General features: G+C 71.8%; 14 protein-coding genes. 13 read left to right on the forward strand and 1 reads right to left on the reverse strand.

Going from position 1 to position 18,063, the window contains the following annotated elements:
- Window positions 1-45: 45 nt before the first annotated feature.
- The 10 genes from C1A38_RS06880 (at window position 46) to C1A38_RS06925 (ending at window position 12,420) form a co-directional block, all read left to right on the forward strand.
- Window positions 46-2,496: a Tex family protein gene (locus C1A38_RS06880; RefSeq protein WP_102656983.1), complete on the forward strand. Its 2,451-nt coding sequence runs from the start codon at window positions 46-48 to the stop codon at window positions 2,494-2,496.
- A 171-nt stretch (window positions 2,497-2,667) separates the two neighbouring features.
- The gene (locus C1A38_RS06885; RefSeq protein WP_102656984.1) at window positions 2,668-3,084 is read left to right on the forward strand and encodes a hypothetical protein; all 417 of its coding nucleotides are present in this window, start codon (window positions 2,668-2,670) and stop codon (window positions 3,082-3,084) included.
- A 184-nt stretch (window positions 3,085-3,268) separates the two neighbouring features.
- Window positions 3,269-3,916 carry a sugar transferase gene (locus C1A38_RS06890; protein WP_233196677.1) on the forward strand — a complete coding sequence of 216 codons (648 nt, stop codon included), beginning with the start codon at window positions 3,269-3,271 and terminating at the stop codon, window positions 3,914-3,916.
- Window positions 3,913-5,061, forward strand: coding sequence for a DegT/DnrJ/EryC1/StrS family aminotransferase (locus C1A38_RS06895; protein ID WP_102656986.1), 1,149 nt, complete (start codon window positions 3,913-3,915; stop codon window positions 5,059-5,061). Before C1A38_RS06890 ends, C1A38_RS06895 begins: the two co-directional genes overlap by 4 nt.
- Before the next feature lie 34 nt (window positions 5,062-5,095).
- On the forward strand, window positions 5,096-5,941 hold the full coding sequence (locus C1A38_RS06900) for an FkbM family methyltransferase (RefSeq protein WP_102656987.1): 846 nt from the start codon (window positions 5,096-5,098) through the stop codon (window positions 5,939-5,941).
- A gap of 5 nt (window positions 5,942-5,946) precedes the next feature.
- Window positions 5,947-7,785 carry an ABC transporter ATP-binding protein gene (locus tag C1A38_RS06905; protein ID WP_102656988.1) on the forward strand — a complete coding sequence of 613 codons (1,839 nt, stop codon included), beginning with the start codon at window positions 5,947-5,949 and terminating at the stop codon, window positions 7,783-7,785.
- A gap of 17 nt (window positions 7,786-7,802) precedes the next feature.
- Window positions 7,803-8,960, forward strand: coding sequence for a glycosyltransferase family 4 protein (locus tag C1A38_RS06910; RefSeq protein WP_102656989.1), 1,158 nt, complete (start codon window positions 7,803-7,805; stop codon window positions 8,958-8,960).
- A complete protein-coding gene (locus tag C1A38_RS06915) occupies window positions 8,957-10,063 on the forward strand; it encodes a polysaccharide pyruvyl transferase family protein (protein ID WP_158244860.1) in 1,107 nt (368 codons plus the stop codon). The genes C1A38_RS06910 and C1A38_RS06915 overlap by 4 nt, the downstream gene beginning before the upstream one ends.
- Window positions 10,056-11,291: a hypothetical protein gene (locus C1A38_RS06920; protein WP_102656991.1), complete on the forward strand. Its 1,236-nt coding sequence runs from the start codon at window positions 10,056-10,058 to the stop codon at window positions 11,289-11,291. The genes C1A38_RS06915 and C1A38_RS06920 overlap by 8 nt, the downstream gene beginning before the upstream one ends.
- Window positions 11,278-12,420, forward strand: a complete 1,143-nt coding sequence (locus tag C1A38_RS06925) for a glycosyltransferase (protein ID WP_102656992.1) — start codon at window positions 11,278-11,280, stop codon at window positions 12,418-12,420. Before C1A38_RS06920 ends, C1A38_RS06925 begins: the two co-directional genes overlap by 14 nt.
- Window positions 12,421-12,430: 10 nt before the next feature.
- Here the strand turns inward: C1A38_RS06925 and C1A38_RS06930 are convergent, their stop codons facing one another.
- Window positions 12,431-13,438: a glycosyltransferase gene (locus C1A38_RS06930; protein WP_102656993.1), complete on the reverse strand. Its 1,008-nt coding sequence runs from the start codon at window positions 13,436-13,438 to the stop codon at window positions 12,431-12,433.
- A gap of 259 nt (window positions 13,439-13,697) precedes the next feature.
- On the opposite strand from C1A38_RS06930, the gene C1A38_RS06935 reads away from it, so the two are divergent.
- From C1A38_RS06935 to C1A38_RS06945, 3 genes are all read left to right on the forward strand, one after another.
- Window positions 13,698-14,627, forward strand: a complete 930-nt coding sequence (locus tag C1A38_RS06935; protein WP_102656994.1) for an NAD(+)/NADH kinase — start codon at window positions 13,698-13,700, stop codon at window positions 14,625-14,627.
- A gap of 174 nt (window positions 14,628-14,801) precedes the next feature.
- A complete protein-coding gene (locus C1A38_RS06940) occupies window positions 14,802-16,853 on the forward strand; it encodes a heparinase II/III domain-containing protein (protein WP_102656995.1) in 2,052 nt (683 codons plus the stop codon).
- Window positions 16,850-18,019, forward strand: coding sequence for a glycosyltransferase family 4 protein (locus C1A38_RS06945; protein WP_102656996.1), 1,170 nt, complete (start codon window positions 16,850-16,852; stop codon window positions 18,017-18,019). Before C1A38_RS06940 ends, C1A38_RS06945 begins: the two co-directional genes overlap by 4 nt.
- Window positions 18,020-18,063 lie beyond the last annotated feature (44 nt).

Consider the following 18,063-nt stretch of genomic DNA (forward strand, 5'->3'; position numbering starts at 1 on the left):
GGCAGAATGCACGACGGAACCCACACCAGAAGGCGGAGCGACATCGTGACCCTCTCTGTTCATCAGCGCATCGCCGGCGAGCTCGGCGTCGCCGAGCACCAGGTACGCGCGGCCGTTGAGCTGCTCGACGGCGGCGCCACCGTGCCGTTCATCGCGCGGTACCGCAAGGAGGCCACCGGGCTGCTCGACGACACCCAGCTGCGCACCCTGGAGGAGCGGCTGCGGTACCTGCGCGAGCTGGACGAGCGGCGGGCCGCGGTGCTGGAGTCGATCCGCAGCCAGGGCAAGCTGGACGAGGCCCTCGAAGCGCAGATCATGGCCGCCGACTCGAAGTCCCGGCTGGAGGACATCTACCTGCCGTACAAGCCCAAGCGGCGGACCCGGGCGCAGATCGCCCGCGAGGCCGGGCTGGAGCCGCTGGCCGACACGCTGCTCGGCGACCCCACGCAGGACCCGAAGACGGTGGCGGCCGGGTTCGTCGACGCCGACAAGGGGGTGGCGGACGCCGCCGCCGCGCTGGACGGGGCCCGAGCCATCCTGATCGAGCGGTTCGCCGAGGACGCCGACCTGATCGGCACGCTGCGCGAGCAGATGTGGTCGCGGGGCCGGCTGGTGTCGCGGGTACGCGAGGGGCAGGAGAGCGCCGGGGCGAAGTTCGCCGACTACTTCGACTTCGCCGAGCCGTACCCGAAGCTGCCCTCGCACCGGATCCTGGCCATGTTCCGGGGCGAGAAGGAAGGCGTACTCGACCTGACCATGGACCCGGAGGCCGACGGGGACGCCGATGCGGTCGTCACCGGCCCGACCCGGTACGAGGCCGCGATCGCCGGCCGGTTCGGCGTCACCGACCAGGGACGGCCGGCCGACAAGTGGCTCACCGACACGGTGCGCTGGGCGTGGCGCACCCGCATCCTCATCCACCTGGGGGCGGATCTGCGGATGCGGCTGTGGCAGGCGGCCGAGGAGGAGGCCGTCCGGGTCTTCGCCACCAACCTGCGTGATCTGCTGCTCGCCGCACCGGCCGGGGCCCGGCCCACCATGGGACTGGACCCGGGTCTGCGGACCGGGGTGAAGGTGGCGGTGGTGGACGCCACCGGCAAGGTGGTCGCCACCGACACCATCTACCCGCACGAGCCGCGTCGGCAGTGGGACGCGTCCCTGCACACCCTGGCCACGCTGGCCGCCGCGCACGGGGTCGAGCTGATCGCCATCGGCAACGGCACCGCCAGCCGGGAGACCGACAAGCTGGCCGCCGACCTGATCAAGCGGCACCCCGAGTTGAAGCTGACCAAGCTGGTGGTCTCCGAGGCGGGCGCGTCGGTCTACTCCGCTTCCGCGTACGCCTCCCAGGAGCTGCCCGGCCTGGACGTGTCGCTGCGGGGTGCGGTCTCCATCGCCCGCCGCCTGCAGGACCCGCTGGCCGAACTGGTCAAGATCGACCCGCGGTCCATCGGGGTCGGGCAGTACCAGCACGACCTGTCCGAGGTGAAGCTCTCCCGGTCGCTGGACGCGGTCGTGGAGGACTGCGTCAACGCCGTCGGGGTGGACGTCAACACCGCGTCGGCACCTCTGCTCACCCGGGTCTCCGGCATCGGCGCGGGACTGGCCGAGAACATCGTGCTGCACCGGGACGCCAACGGCCCCTTCCGCACCCGCGCCGAGTTGAAGAAGGTGTCCCGGCTGGGCCCGAAGGCGTTCGAGCAGTGCGCCGGCTTCCTGCGCATCCCCGGCGGCGACGACCCGCTGGACTCTTCAAGTGTGCACCCGGAGGCGTACCCGGTGGTGCGCCGGATCCTCGCTTCCACCGGTCAGGACCTGCGCTCGATCATCGGCAAGAGCGCGATCCTGCGGGGGTTGCGCGCCACCGACTTCGTCGACGACACGTTCGGTCTGCCCACGGTCACCGACATCCTCGCCGAGTTGGAGAAGCCGGGCCGCGACCCGCGCCCGGAGTTCAAGACGGCGACCTTCGCCGAGGGCGTGGAGAAGATCAGCGATCTGACCCCCGGCATGGTGCTGGAGGGTGTGGTCACAAACGTCGCCGCGTTCGGCGCGTTCGTGGACGTCGGGGTGCACCAGGACGGCCTGGTGCACGTGTCGGCGATGTCGCGCACCTTCGTCAAGGACCCGCACGAGGTGGTGAAGTCCGGCGACGTGGTCCGGGTCAAGGTGCTGGACGTGGACGTGCCGCGCAAGCGCATCTCGCTGACCCTGCGGCTGGACGACGACGCCGAGCCGGGTCCGCGTGGCGGCCAGGACCGGCAGGCTCGCGGCGGCCAGGGACGCGGCGGCCAGGAGCCGCAGGGGCGGGGTGGCCAGGACCCACAGGGTCGCGGCGGCCAGGGCCGGGGTGGTCAGGACCGGCAGGGTCGGGGCGGCCAGGGGCGCGGTGGGCAGGACCGGCAGGGTCGCGGTCAGGTGCGGCAGGGCCGCAGCCCGCAGCCACCCGCCGACAGCGCGATGGCCGACGCGCTGCGCCGCGCCGGGCTGCTCTGAGCAGACCCCACTCCCCCGGCGGCGGGCACATCCCGGTCGACTCGGCGGTGCGGCACACGCCGCACCGCCGAGCGGAAGTGGGCGTGCCGCCGGACCGGCACCGTCGCGCAGGGCCGGCGTGCCGTCGGGCCGGGCCGGCACGGGCGATCGGGTGGGCGTACCGTCAGGAGCGTGGGCGACGAGGACTGGCAGACGGCGCGCCAGCACGCGGTGCTGGCACACGCGGCCGCCGCTGAGCGTCGCCGCCTCGCCGAGCAGGCCGAGGCGGCGGCGCTGGTCAGCGACTTCGTCGCCGAGGCACGGCGGCGAGGGCTGCCCACCACCCGACTCGTCGCCCGGTCCTACGACGGGCGGGCCCGCTACCGGACCCGGCTGCACGGCTGGTACATCGACCGGGCGCGCAGCCGCGCCGTCGACGTGGACGGCCGATTCCACCTGCTGACCGTGCCGCGTACGCTGCGCGCCCGGTTGCTCGGCGCCGATCCCCAGCCCAGTCCGGCGCCCCTGATCATCGGCGCGGGTGGGCGCGACGGCGAGTCGCTTCCGCTGCGCACGATGCTGCAGCGCCGCCTCGACACCGAGGACTGAGCCGACCGTCCGACACACCGCGAGCGCGATTCGACGCGCCGGTGGACCGCATCCTTTCGTTCCGTCTACGGGTTGTTGTGCCCGGGATCAGCCTGGCTGTCGCCATTTGCCCTCGGCGGCAGCGGTGTAGCTGATACAACCCTTTAGAGCGCAATGACCGGTTTGACGGACGGAGATCAGAACGGTGCCGGTATCTTCGGTGGCTCCACCCGTACGCCCTCCCCGGGTCGCGCGATCCGGCGATCGGGCGAAGCGAGTATTCGACGTGGTCGTGGCGGCGGTGCTGCTGCTGTTGACCGCACCGCTCATGGCGGTGGTGGCGGTGGTGGTGGCCGTCGGGTTGGGTCGCCCGGTGCTGTTCCGGCAGTGCCGCATCGGGCTCGACGAGCGTCCGTTCGAGCTGGTCAAGTTCCGCTCCATGCACGAGCCCCGGGGCACGCAGGTCAGCGACGCTGATCGACTCACCCCGCTCGGCCGGTGGCTGCGTTCCACCAGCCTGGACGAACTGCCCAGCTTGTGGAACGTGGTGCGCGGCGACATGAGCCTTGTCGGGCCCCGACCGCTGCTGCCGCAGTATCTGAGCCGGTACTCGCCCCGGCAGGCCCGGCGTCACGAGGTCCGGCCCGGCGTCACGGGCCTGGCCCAGGTGAGCGGACGCAACAGCCTCGACTGGGACGTGCGGCTCAGCCTGGACGTCGACTACGTCGAGCGGCGCACCTTCCGCCTCGACCTGGCGATCCTGGTCGCCACCATCGGTACGACGCTGCGCCGGGAAGGCATCTCCGCCGAGGGCCACGCGACGGCACCGGAGTTCCTCGGGAGCCGACGATGACCGAACCCATCTACCTGTCCTCGCCGGACGTCGGCGCGTTGGAGGAGTCGTACCTGATCTCGGCGCTGCGCTCCGGCTGGGTCACCCCGTTCGGGCCGGATGTCGACGCCTTCGAGCAGGAGGTGGCGGCGCGGGTCGGCACCACCGGTGCGGTGGCGGTCAGTTCCGGCACCGCCGCGCTGCATCTGGCGCTGCTCGGGCTGGGTGTCGGGCCGGGCGACGTGGTGCTCGTACCGACGCTGACCTTCGTCGCCACCGCCAACGCGGTCTCCTACACCGGTGCCCGGCCGGTCTTCGTCGACTGTGACCCCCGGACCGGCAACGTCGACGTCGGGCTGGTCGCCGACCTGCTGCAGCGGCTGCGGGCACGCGGTGAGCGGGTCGGCGCGGTGATCCCGGTCGACCTCTTCGGCAGCTGCGCCGACTACACCGCGCTGCTGCCGATCTGCGCCGCCGCCGACGTGCCGGTGGTCGAGGACGCGGCGGAGGCGCTCGGCGCCACCCACCTCGGTCGGGCCGCCGGATCCTTCGGTCGGGTCGGCGCCCTCTCCTTCAACGGCAACAAGATCATGACCACCTCGGGCGGGGGCATGCTCGTCGGCGACGACGCGGCTCTGCTCGCCCGGGCACGGCATCTCGCCCACCAGGCGCGGGAGCCGATGATCCAGTACGAGCACCGGGAGACCGGCTACAACTACCGGCTCAGCAACCTGCTCGCCGCGCTGGGCCGCGCCCAACTGGCCCGGCTGGACGAGATGATCGACCGTCGGCGACAGCTGCGCGACAGGTACGCGAAGCTCTTCGCCCCGGTGCCGGGTGTGGAGCTGATCGGTGCCGAGGACTCCGACTCGAACTGCTGGCTCACCGCCATCCGGGTGCACCCGCAACGGTCCGGCTGGCAGGCCGCCGACCTCGCCGCGCACCTCGCCGAGTGGAACATCGAGACCCGCCACGTGTGGAAGCCGATGCACCAGCAGCCGGCGTACGCGGGCGCGGAGAGCCTGCTCACCGGGGCCGCCGACGCCCTGTGCGCCGAGGGGCTGACCCTGCCCAGCGGCAGCGCGCTCACCGAACGGCAGATCACCTTCGTGCTCGGCATGATCGACGACTTCGTGACCGCCCGGACGGCAGCGTCGTCCACGTGATGCCGCCGGTTCAGCTCACCACCGAGGAGAACGCATGAACTGGGCCGTCCCATCGACCGTGCGCAACAGCGGCCGGGTGCTCCACTACGTCTGGACGCATCCGGCCAACCGGGGTGCCCGGCTCAGCGGGGTCGCCCGCGCCGTCCGCTTCCAGGTGCGGGGTCGCCTGGGCCTGCGCACCCTCACCCGGGTGGGCCAGGGCGGTCGGATGTGGGCCGAGCTGCACTGCAGCGCGGCGTCGAAGGTGGTCTACGCCCCACCCCCGGACTGGAACGAGATGATGGCGTGGCGACGGATCCTCACCCCTGGTGACCTGTTCGTCGACGTGGGCAGCAACGTCGGCGCGTACGCGCTGTGGGCCGCCGACGCGGGCGCCCAGGTCATCGCGGTCGAGCCGGGCCGCGACGCGGCGCGACGCCTGCGGGAGAACGTGGCGCTCAACGACTTTCCCATCACCGTGCTGGAGTGCGGGCTCGCCGACCGGCCGGGGCAGCTCCAGCTGACCACCGGACGCGACTCGACAAACCACCTGCTGCTCGATCCGGCGGCGGGCGGCGAGTCGATCGCCGTGGACACCCTGGACAACGTCCTCGGGGACCGGTTCGCGACAGGCGTGAAGATCGACGTCGAGGGCGTCGAACGGCTCGTGCTCGACGGTGCCCGCGAGGCCCTGCGCCAACGCCGCATCGGGGTGTTGCAGCTGGAGTGGAACGGCATGAGCCGCCGACTGCTGGGCGAGGACCGGCTGCCCATCGCCGCCCTGCTGCGCGAGTGCGGCTACGAGTTCGTCCGCCCCGACGAGCAGGGGCTGTTCCAGGACACCGAAGTCACCGCAACGGCGGCGGAGGACATCTTCGCGGTGCTTCCGGAGTACCGGTGACGGGAATGCAGGCGGCGGATCCGGGCGGCGCGGGCGGCGGGATGATGCGTACGCTGCGCAGAGCCGTGGCGTTGCTCGATCGCCGTTCGCGCCGTCGCTACGCGCTGGCGGTGCCGGCCGCGCTGATCGTCATGGTGCTCGAACTCGTCGGCTTCATCGCGTTGGCCGCCGTGGTGCAGGTGCTGACCACGCCCAGCCTGCTCACCACCGCCGGGCCGAGAAGCCTGATCGGCCTCGCCCAGAGCGTCGTGGATGCGCAGTCACCCACCGGCTTCGTCGCCACCGTCGGGGCGTTCGCGGTCGGTCTGCTCATCGCCCGGGGCGTGTTCGCCTCGATCGTGGCGTGGTGGCAGGCCGGCGTGCTGGCCCGGGCCGAGGCGGTGCTGTCGACCCGGTTGTTCCGCACGTTCCTCTCCGCCGACTACGGCTTCCACCTGGAACACCACTCGGCCGACCTGACCCGTACGGTGGCCCAGTCCGTACGGTCGCTCATGGGCCGGGTGCTGCTGCCCGGCGCGGCCGTGGTCATCGAGGGTGCCCTCATCGTCGGGCTCGGTGCCGCACTGTTCATCATGGAGCCCGCGCCGGCCCTGACCTCGATGACCACCCTGGGGGTGGCGATGGCCGGCTACCTGGCTGTCGTACGCCGCAAGGCGCGGCGCATCGGCATCGAGGACGAGCAGCTCAACGCGGCCGACCAGCGGATCATCCAGGAGGGTCTGGGCGCGGTGAAGGTGCTCACCATCCTCGAACGGCGCTCGCACGTGATCGCCCGCTTCGACACCTCCCGCCACCGGCACGCCCAGACCCTGCGCGGGTTGCTGTTCATGTCCAACTTCTCGCGCTACTACCTGGAGGCGGTCGTCCTGGTCATGGCCGCCACGATCGCCGCGGCGGCCCTGTCCGGCGGTCAGGCGGCGGCGCTCGGCTCGATCGGGGTGATCCTCGCCGGCTCCATGCGCCTGCTGCCCTCGGTCCAGCGGATGATGACCGCGCTGAACACCATCAGGGTGGGCGCCGGCAGCATCGACACCATCGAGCGGGACCTGCTGCTGGCCAACTCCAGCACGCCGGAACAGCCACGATCGACACCACCGGCGCCGGTCCCGTTCCGCCGGCACATCGAGTTCCGCGACCTCGCCTACCGGTATCCGTCCGCGACGACACCCGCGCTGCGCGACATCAACCTGACCATCCGGTACGGCGAATCGGTGGGCATCGTCGGCACCTCCGGCTCGGGGAAGACGACACTCGTGGACGTCCTCACCGGCCTGCTACCGCCCTCGGAGGGGGGCCTGCACGTCGACGGCACGCAGATCACGCACGCGAACCTGCCGTCCTGGCGCGCCCAGATCGGCTACGTGCCGCAAGAGACGATCATCGTGGACGACACCGTCCGGCGGAACGTCGCCCTGGGGCTCGACGACGCGGACATCGACGACCGGGCGGTCTGGCGGGCGTTGGAGCAGGCGCAGTTGCAGGACCTGGTCGAGGCGCTGCCCGACGGCCTGGACAGCCGCCTCGGCGAGCGTGGCGTACGCATGTCGGGTGGGCAGCGCCAGCGCATCGGCATCGCCCGCGCGCTGTACCACCACCCGCGGGTACTCGTGCTCGACGAGGCGACCGCCGCCCTCGACAGCGGCACCGAGAGCCAGATCGTCTCCACCATCGAACGGCTCCACGGCGCGGTCACCATCATCATGATCGCCCACCGGCTCAGCACCATCGAGCACTGTGACCTGCGCGTACGCCTGGAGCACGGGCGCATCGAGACCGTCCGCGCCCGCTCGGCGGTGCAGCCGCCGCACCAGCACGCCCTGCCCGAAGTACCCGCGACCGGCTGAGTGGGAAGCGAGCACCCGTGACCGTACGCACCGCCGTGGACCGCCAACTGACGGTCGCGGTCTTCACACCCTGGTATCCCGAACCCGAGCGGCCGTGGGACGGCACATTCGTCGCCAACCAGTGCGACGCCCTGCGTGACCTCGGCGTACGGATCCGGGTGTTCAAGCTGACCCGCGACGGCCTGACCGCGCGGATGCACGAGATCGACCCGGCCGACCGCACGGCGGTCCCGCACACCCGCCGTCGGATTCTCGGCGCACACCACCTGGCATCGCTGGTGCACCGCGGACGCCTGTGGTCCGAGCCGGTCGACGCCGTGCTGGCCGAAGGGGTGTGGGCGAGCAGCCTGCTGCGCCGCGTCGTGGCGCCGATGGTGGTGGTGCTGCACGGTCGGGCCCCGATGACGGCGTCCGGCGCACGCACCGACCCGGTGCGACGCCGCATCATCGCCGGCTCGTTGCGGCGGGCACAGGCGCTGGTGGCGGTGGGTCCCGACATCGTCGACGACCTGCCACCCGAGCTGCGGGCCGGGTGCCACGTGGTGCCCAACGGGGTGCTGCTCGACGCCTTCGCCCCGCGCGGCGGGTCCACCTTCGAGCGCCTGAACGCCGACGACTTCCCGCGTTTCGTCACCGTCGGCAACGTCGACACGAACAAGAACCAGGAGACCCTGCTGCGGGCCTTCGCCACGATCCGGGACAGGTGGCCCGCGGCGAGTTGGTGGGTGGTCGGCGACGGACCCGAGCGGCACCGGCTGGAAGGGCTGCGCGACCAGTTGGGCCACGGCGACCGGATCCACTTCACCGGCCGGATCGCACCCGACGAGGTGGCGAAGGTGCTCGGCGAGTCCGACCTGTTCGTCCTGCCGTCGCGTACCGAGGCGTTCGGCTGCGTCTACCTGGAGGCGATGGCCGTGGGCGTGCCGACGCTTGTGTCCCGCTCCGCCGGCCTCGCCGCGCTCATCGACGACGACCGGTACCTGCACGATCCGGACGACAGCCGGCAACTGCTCGCCAAGGCCGACGCGATCCTGTCGACGCCGACGCAGTACGAGCAGGCCGTCGCGTTCGGTCACGCCCTCGCCGAGGGATGCACCTGGCAGGCCCACGCCGAGTCCCTGGTCGACGTGCTCACCCAATCCGTGCTGAACAAGAAGGCGGTGACGGCACCGTGACGCCAACCGTACGCAGACTGGGTCGCCGGCTCATCACGTACGCACAGGACACCGCCCGCCTCAACGGGACCGAGGCGGGAACCTGCGTGTACGTCGGCCCACGGGTACCGGGCAACCTCAACCTCGGCGACAACCTCCTGTACTGGGCGCATCAGCATGCGCTGCCCGACATCCCGCTCCGCCAGGTGCACACAGTTCCCGCGCTGGCCGGCGCCCGCGCCGTACGGCGTCGGCAGCTGCGCGGGACGGTCCTGGGTGGGGGCACGTTGATCGGTTCGCCCAGCTTCCGGCGGGGCCTGGAATCGAGTCTGCGCCTGCTGGACGGGCTGCCGGTGGTCAACATCGGCACCGGAGTCGACGACCCGGTCATGCCGTCCACCGGCGTACCGGGTGACAACCGGGAGTTGCGGGCGTGGGTGCCGCTGCTGCGCAGGATGCCGAAGGTGTGGGTGCGCGGGCCGCTGTCCCGGCACCTGCTGCGGGAGGTCGGTGTCGACGCCGAGATCAGCGGCGATCCGGTGCTGTTGTTCGCGCTCGACGCCGACCTGCGCCACCGGCCCGCCCTGGGGCGCATCGGCATCAACCTCGGCATCACCGGCAACCAGTGGCAACGCGACCCGGCCGAACTGGTCCGCGCCGTGGTGTCGTACGGCCGCCGGATGCGCGAGCGCGGCGTGGAGGTGCTGCTCATCTCGGTCTGGGACCGCGACGACGAACTCACCGCGTCGGTGGCCGACGAGTTGGGCTGCCCGGCCGTGCTGGCCGCGCAGATGCGCACCGCCGGCGCGATGCGACGGGTCATGCGTGGCATCGACATCCTCGTCGCCCAGAAGCTGCACGCGGTCGTCGGGGCCGCCTGCGTGGCCACGCCCTCGATCGCGTTGGAGTACCGCCCGAAGTGTCGGGACTTCCAGGAGTCGGTGGGGGCGGGACGCTGGACGATCCGCACCTCGGAGGCGACCGGGGGTGCCCTGGCCGCGATGACGCATCAGCTCTACGACGAACGGGAGAGCGCGATGAAGACGCTCGCCGAGCAGGTGACGGACCGTCGCGCGGCCATCGGCCTGGCGGCGATCGAGGCGTACGAGACGCTCGATGGATAGCGGCGTCGGCATCGCCTGGGACGTCGTCCTGGCGGGCATGGTGGTGTTGTTCCTGTTCACCGTGCTGCGCATCCCGGCCACCCCGATGATCGCCGTCTCGATCGGTCTGGTGCTGTGTTCGTCGACGTACGTGGAACGCTCGACCAACACCGGGTTCTCCGAGGTGGTGCGGGTGGCCAGCGTGCTGGTGCTGGCCCGGTTCATCTGGAGCGCGGCCAGTCAGGATCGCAGCGAGGATCCCGCGCTGGCGGATCGGTGTGGCCAGTTCGTCCGGGTCCTGGCCGCCACCATCGTGGCGTACCTGGCGTTCGCCACCATCGGCCACGGGATGTACCAGGCGCTGCTGCTCTACACCGCCGGCGCGGTGCTGACCGTGGTGTACGGGACGCTTATCGCGCGACGCATCAGCGGGCCGCAGCTTCGCGCCGGGATCCTCATCGCGCTCGGGTTGGCGATCTCGGGCAGCGTCGTGTTCGGCATCGTCCGGGCCGGCGACGGGATCCTCGGTGAGCGGCTCAGAGGTCTGGTCAGCAGCCCCAACCTGCTCGGCTTCTACGCGGTGATGATCTTCGCGCTGCTGCTGTCGTACCGCACGTTCCGCCTCTGGATGCTGCCCGTCGGCGCGGTGACCGGCGCGGCTCTGGTCTGGACGGCCAGCCGTTCCTCGCTGATCGCGACGGTGCTGCTGGTGACGGCGCATCTGGCGCTGCGGCAGACCCGGCTGCGGGCGCTGTGGATCCTCCTCGGGGCGACCGGCCTCGTGCTGCTGCTGAGCAACCCGGCCTGGATGACGGACAGCGACCTGACCATCCTGCGGTCCAACAACTCGCGGCACGACTCGTACGCGTACACGATGACGGTCCTGGCCGACACCGGGTGGCAGGGCATCGGGCTCGGCAACGAGCTGGTGCAGGTGGCGAGCACCCCGCTGCGCGCCCTGGTGCACGCCGGGCTCGCCGGGGGCCTCCTGGTGGCCGCCATGTACGCGGTGATCGTCTACTACTCGGCGAAGGTCGGCCGGCAGACCCTGCTGTTCGGCGGCGTGATGGTCGTGCACAGCCTCTCCGAGGGCTGGCTGCTGTCCCCGGTCGGGCCGATGACCATGTGTTTCGTGGCCGTCTGGTGTGCCCTGGCGAAGTGCGAGGCAGCACCGCCGTCGATCCCCCGCCACACCGCCCGTACGCCGATGCCGGCCACCACCAGAGAACGCAGCTATGCCGTCGTCTGACCCCATCGTCTTCTGGCAGAACACGCCGTCGATACACCAGGCGCCGCTGATGCGGGCGCTCGCCCGGCAGAGCTGCGCCCGGGTCGTCGTCATCACCGAGTTCGGCCTGTCCCCCCGGCGTCAGCAGTTGGGCTGGCACCTGCCGGACTACGGTGCGGCGACCCTTGTCGTCGCCCCCGACCAGGCCGAGCGCCGGCGACTCGAAGCGAGCCTGGCCGGGGGTGTGCACGTCTTCTCCGGGCTCGGCGCGTACCCCGCGACCACCCGATCCCTGCTGTCGGTGGGCAGCCACGGTGACACTCTCGTCGGCGTCTACGCCGAGCCGTGGGACCCGGCGGGCTGGCGGGGTCGGTTGCGGCCACTGCGGTACCGGGCCGCGGCACGCCGACTGCGCGCCAGCGTCGACTTCCTGCTCACCACCGGGCCGCTCGGACAGCAGCAGTACGTCCGGGTCGGGTTCCCGGCCACCCGCGTGTTCCGGTTCGGGTACTTCGTCGACGTGCACGACGGGATGCGCGGCGATGCCGCCGACACGGCGGGTCGGGACGCGGTGCGGCTGGTCTTCGTGGGCTCGGTCAACCCGGGTAAGCAGCCGGACCTGCTGCTCACCGCCCTGGCCCGGCTCAAGTGGGACTGGACGCTGGACGTCGTCGGTGACGGGCCACTGCGGGAGCGTGCCACGGCCCTGGCCGGCCGGCTCGGCATCGACCGCCGGATACGCTGGCACGGGCAGGTGGGCAACGCCACGGCCCGGGACATCGTCGGGGCGAGCGACATCCTCGTCCTGCCGAGCCGGTACGACGGCTGGGGTGCGGTGGTGAACGAGGCGCTGCTGGCCGGTACCCGCGTCGTGGCCAGCGATCGGTGTGGCGCCCAGGACCTCGTCGTCGCCGACGAGCGGAGCCGGGTCTTCCCGGCGGGTGACGTGACCTCGCTGACCCGGGCCCTGACCGCGTCGGCCGGCTACGGGCGGGTCGACGACGAGGAACGGGCCGCCCGCATCCGGTGGGCGACGACGCATCTCGCCCCCGAACGGGGCGCCCAGTACCTGCTCGACGTGGTCGCCCATCTGCGCGACGGCGCGCCGAGGCCGGTGCCGCCGTGGGCGCGGGCCACGAGCGTACGGTGACCGGCGCCGGTCAGGCCGGCACGTCCCGCGCCCACTCGCTCTGACCGGCCCGCACGCTGCCGATCGGGGTGCGGTGGTGGTCGAAGAGCCAGTCGAAGTACGACTCCGCGGCGAAGGGCTCCGGATCCGGCGTGAGTACGGCGCACAGCGCGGCCTCGACGGCGTCGCGCAGGCTCGCGCTGCGGTCCGGATCGAAGGGGTGCAGCGCCAGCGCGGCGATCTCGTGGTTGTGCGCGCTGTCCTGGGCGATCACCGGGATGCCGGCGGATCGGGCCTCGGCCAGCGGGTATCCGAACGACTCGACGGCCGTCGGGTAGTAGATGGCAGCGCACCGGGCGTAGTACTCGGCGAGACGATCGCGGTCGAGGACCCCCACGAACCGGAACCGTGGGTCGTCCCGAAGCTCCGGCGGGGCGGTGTCGGGCCGCATGGTGGAGACCACCCGCACCCCGGACGGCAGCGCCCGCGCCAACTCCGTCAGGTGCACACGCATCCGTTTGAACGGCGAGTCCACGATCGGGCAGAGCAGGAACCGCTCGTCGGGGCCGGCGGCCGTCCGGGCGGGCTGGCGCAGCGGGTGGAACCGTACGACGACCCGGTCCCGTACGCCGGGCAGCACGTGTCCGACCCGTTCGGCCATCGAGGAACTCGGCACCACGATGACGTCGGCGCGGCGCAGGCCGGCGCGTACCCAGGCGATCTGCGCGGCGAAGCCGGGCCGGAAGTACCGCTTGCTGCGGGCCCACTCCTGCTCGGTGAGGAAGTGGTTGGCGTTGCGCACGAGCGTGACGCGCACTCCTCGGCCGGTCGCGAACCCCACGTTGTTCGTGGACACGACGCGGACGGCGGAGCGCACCATCAACTCCCGCCGCAGCAGCCAACGGGCGGTGACCCGCCGGTCGGCCCCGAGCACCCGCACCGGTGCGGAGTCCGGCTCGGCCAGGTAGCGAAGGCACTGTTCCCGGAAACGTCCCGAACCGCCGGAGGGACCGCCGGACAGGTCAACCACCTTGTTCACGAATTGGCCCCCGATCGACAATTCCTCAGCCGTACGCGAATTAATCACGGAACACGCAGTCGGGCGTCCGCACTGCGGAGACACAGGAGGAACGATCGAGAATTCGACAGGTTACCCGAATGGGTCATCCGACACACGATCGTCGAATCGGTTAATCGCCGCGTGGCTATGTAGACCCGACCGGTGGACGATCCGACCGGTGTCGCCGGTGTGCCCGGTACCGGGCGTGGCTGCGGCCCGGTTGTGGTGAGCTGGGGACATGCCTCAGATCCGGCTCGGGCTGGTGCTGCACCCCACCCGGGAGGTGTCCCCGGTGGTGGACACCATGGTGGCCTGGGCCGCCCGGCACGACGCCGCCCTGACGGTACGCGCCGAGGACCGGCACCGGGTGCCCGAGTCGGTCCGGGCGGTGCCGGAAACCGATCTCACCGCCGCATCGGACATGCTGCTCAGCGTCGGCGGCGACGGCACCATGCTCGGTGCGCTGCGGTTGGCCGTGGCGGATCCGAAGCCGGTGCTCGGAGTACACCTGGGCAAGCTGGGATTCCTGGTGGAGGTGGAGCCGCAGGATCTGCCGGCGGCGCTGGACCGGCTGCTGACCGGCGACTACACGCTTGTCGAGCAGGGCTGCCTGGAGTGCGCGGTGTGCGGCGACGACGTGGTCGCGTTCAACGACGTCGCGCTGATCCGTACCCCCGGGCAGGGCTTCGTCACCGCCACCCTGGCGGTGGACGGGCAACGGTACGGCTACTACCGCTGCGACGCGCTGGTGATCAGCACCCCGACCGGGTCGACCGCCTACAGCTACGCCGCCGGCGGGCCGCTGGTCTCCCCGGCCACCCGGGCGGTGGTGGTGACGCCGAGCGCCCCGATGTCTGGCATCTCCCGGGCGGTCGTGTTCTCCCCCGAGGAGACCGTCCGGTTGGAGCTGAAGTCGGGTTCGGGGCCGGTGGCCGTGGAGGTGGACGGCCAGATCATCCGGGACGGCTCGACGTCGGGCGCGGTGGAGGTCCGGTACCGCCCGGAGGCCGGTCAGGTGGTGCGTCTGGATCCGCGCCGTTACCAGCAACGCAGCGCGCTGAAGCTGGGCCTGCTCGACCTGCCGCTGCTGCCCGCACAATTGCGGGAACTCCTTCCCGAGGAAGTGCGCCGTCGGCTCGATGAACGGGAGCTTCCCCCACCGCGCTGAACACCGAACGGCCCAGATTATCGCGCCGGGCACACCCGCCGGTGGCCAAATCCCCTTTCTGCCGGCGTACGTAACTCGCCACTGATTCCCGCCGTTAATCGTCTGGCGTGCAGATTCGCGGGACAGCGCCGTATCGGCCCGCGTCGGCCCGGCGAGTTGCGGAGGGGAGAACTGATGAGGAAATCGGTTCCGCGCACGATTGTCGCGGACCTGCGGACGTTGGGCCGCGCCGCACCCCTGCGCGCCGCGTACGAACTGTCGAAACGCAGCGGCTTCCATCAGGTGCTGTTCCGCGGTGCGCCACCGCAGCACCACCGGGCCACCGTGGTACCGCTGACCACAAGCGTGCCGACCGGCCCCGAAGCCCGGCAGCGATGTCTCGACGACGCCCGCCGCATCCGGCAGGAAGGGCTGCGCGTCTTCGGGCAGCGGGCGGCGACGGGGGTGACGGCCGCCTGGTCCACCGACCCGCTCACCGGACAGTCCTGGCCGGCGCACGAACCGTGGTGGCGCATCGACATCCGGTCCGAGGCCCGACTCTCCGACGTCAAGTACAGCTGGGAGGCGGGACGGCATCGCGACCTGGTCGTGCTGGCCCGCGCGGCCCGCCTCGACCCGGACGGCCCGTGGTGCGACGAACTCACCGGCCTGTTGCGCTCCTGGCACGAGCAGTGCCCACCCGAGCAGGGCGTGCACTGGCATTCCAGCCTCGAACTCGCGCTGCGCGCCATCAGCTGGAGCCAGGTCCTGGCGCTGGTCGGCGAGCGGATCCCGGCCGAGGTGGTGACCGCCACCGAACGGCTGCTGCTGGCCAGCGCCCGGCATCTGATGATCGAGTTGCCGTACACGGTGAGCAGCATGCGCAACAACCACATGCTCGGCGACGCGCTCGGGCTCATCCTGCTGGCCCGGATGTTCCCCACCGCACGACACGCGACCCGCTGGGCGCGCACCGGCGAGCGGATGTTCGCCGCCCAGTGGCGCCGGCACCTCGCCCCGGACGGCCGGATGATCGAGGACTCGCTGTCGTACCACCGGTTCGTCCTGGAGATGCTCATCGTGCGGGTGCTGCTCGGCAACGCACCGGCACAGCTGCGACGTGACCTGCACTCGGCCAGCCTGCACCTGGCCCGGCTCGGCGTGTTCGACGGCGACCTCCCGCAGTACGGCGACTGGGACGAGGGACGGGTGCTGGCGTCCTCCGGCGACCCGCTCGACGTGGCCGGCTCGGTCGCGCTCGGGCTGGTGCTCAGCGGCGAACAGGTGCCCGCGCAGTGGTACGCCGACTACGACGAGTTGGCCTGGTACGCGCCCACCGCACCGGAGGCCACCGCTCCCACCACGACCACCCGCGCCGCCGACAGGCCCGGCACGAGCGCCGCCGTCGATCACGGCGGCAGGAGCGCCGCCGGGCGGCCGGGTGCGGTGGTCTCCGGGGGCATCGGCTACGTCAGCCGGGGTCCGTGGCAGGTCTGGTTCAAGGTGGCCGGTGGGCCGTCGCACGGACACGCCGACCTCACCTCCGTCTGGGTCAAGCACGACGGCCGGTGGCTGATCGCGGACCCGGGCACCGGCACCTACAACGGGCCGCTGGACGTCCGCAACGGACTGCGTACCTCCGCCGCCCATCCGGTGCGCCGACCCGACGGTCAGGACCAGCTCGTGCCACACCGCGCGTTCCGCTGGCTGCACACCGCGTCCGGGCACCTCGGGGCGCCGCTCGTGCTGGCGGACCGCACCATCCTGTTCGGCTGGCACGACGCGTACGCGCGAGGCCCTCGACCGGTACGCGTCGGCCGCGCGGTGGTGGTGGCCGACGCGTACGTGGCGATCGTCGAGTTCGCCGACGAGCCGGCCGCCGGCCGGACGTGGTCGCTCACCGTTCCGCTGCACCCCGACGTCACGGTCGAGGGCAACACCCTGGTCAGCGGGGGCACCAAGGTCGACCTGTTCGGCCTGCCCGGGCACACGCTGGTGCGGGGCCGGTCGACGCCGTTCGCGGGTTGGCACAGCCACACCTACGGGTCCTGGGAACCGGCGACCTGGATCACCGTCGAGGACCGGGCCGACACCACAGTCTGGGGGCTCGGCGCGGTCCCCGGAACACCGCAGGCGCACGCGCTCGACGGTTTCGGGTTCGCGGTGACCTGGCAGCCCACCAGCGCCTCGCTCGCCGTCACCGACCTCCTGTCCGGGGAGGTCCAGCACCGGGAAGTGCCGACATGACCACTCGCAGGATCGTCGTGTTCAACCAGTTCGCCGTGCCCCGGGGCTATCCCGGCGGGACCCGGCACGTCGAGATGTTCGGCCGGCTGCCCGGCTGGGATTACGTGATCATCGCCGGTCGACGCAACCTGATCACCGGTCTACCGCAGCGCGCGGAACCGGGCTTCCACCCGGTCGCGGTGACCCCGTACCGGGGCAACGGTCTGGACCGGGTCCTCAACTGGGTCAGCTACACGGTGACCGCGGCCGTCGCCGGCCTGCGGCAACCCCGCCCCGACGTGGTGTACGCGTCCTCGCCGCACCTGCTGGCCGGGCTGACCGGCTGGGCGGTCGCGGCGCTGCGCCGTACCCCGTTCGTGCTGGAGATCCGGGACCTGTGGCTGCGCTTCCTCGTCGACATGGGAGTGCTGTCCGAGAGGTCGTTGGTGTACCGGGCGCTGGCCCGGCTGGAACGGTTCCTCTACCTGCGGGCCGACCGGGTCGTCGTGATGGCGCCCGACGTGGTGCAGGTCGTCGCGGCGCAGGGGGTGGCGCCCGAGAAGATCGCCTACATCCCCAACGCCGCCGACCCGGACGACTTCGTGCCCAGCGCCGACCGGGACACGCTGCGGGCACGGTACGGATTCACCCGCCGGACCGCCGTCTACGCCGGTGCGCACGGCCCGGCCAACGGACTGGATCAGTTGCTGGACGCCGCCCGATCGGTGCCGGAGATCGACGTGGTGCTTGTCGGCTCGGGGGTGGAGAAGGAGCGGCTGCGGGCCGCGGCGACCGGAATCGACAATCTCCGCTTCCTTGATCCGGTGCCGAAGACCGAGGTGCCCGATCTTCTGCACGCCGCGGACGTCGGCGTGCACGTCCTGGCCGACGTCGAGTTGTTCCGCTCCGCGGTCAGCCCCAACAAGGTGTTCGACTACATGGCCGCCGGGCTGCCGGTGGTCACCAACAGTCCGGGCGTGGTCGGCGACCTGGTCCTGGGCGCCGGCTGCGGCTACGTGACCTCACCCGGCCAACTCGCACACGGTCTCACCCAGATGGCCGGGGCAGGCCGGGACGAGCTGACGAAGATGGGCACGTCCGGCCGCCGTTGGATCCGCGCCAACCAGTCGCGTACCGCGATGTCACACGCCCTCGGGCAGTTGCTCGCCCCACTCGTCGAACGCTGATCCCACCCGAGCGGTACGCGCCGCGGCCGTCTTCGGCGCAAGGG

This window comes from Verrucosispora sp. ts21 (assembly GCF_002879555.1).
Classification (GTDB): Bacteria; Actinomycetota; Actinomycetes; order Mycobacteriales; family Micromonosporaceae; genus Micromonospora; species Micromonospora gifhornensis.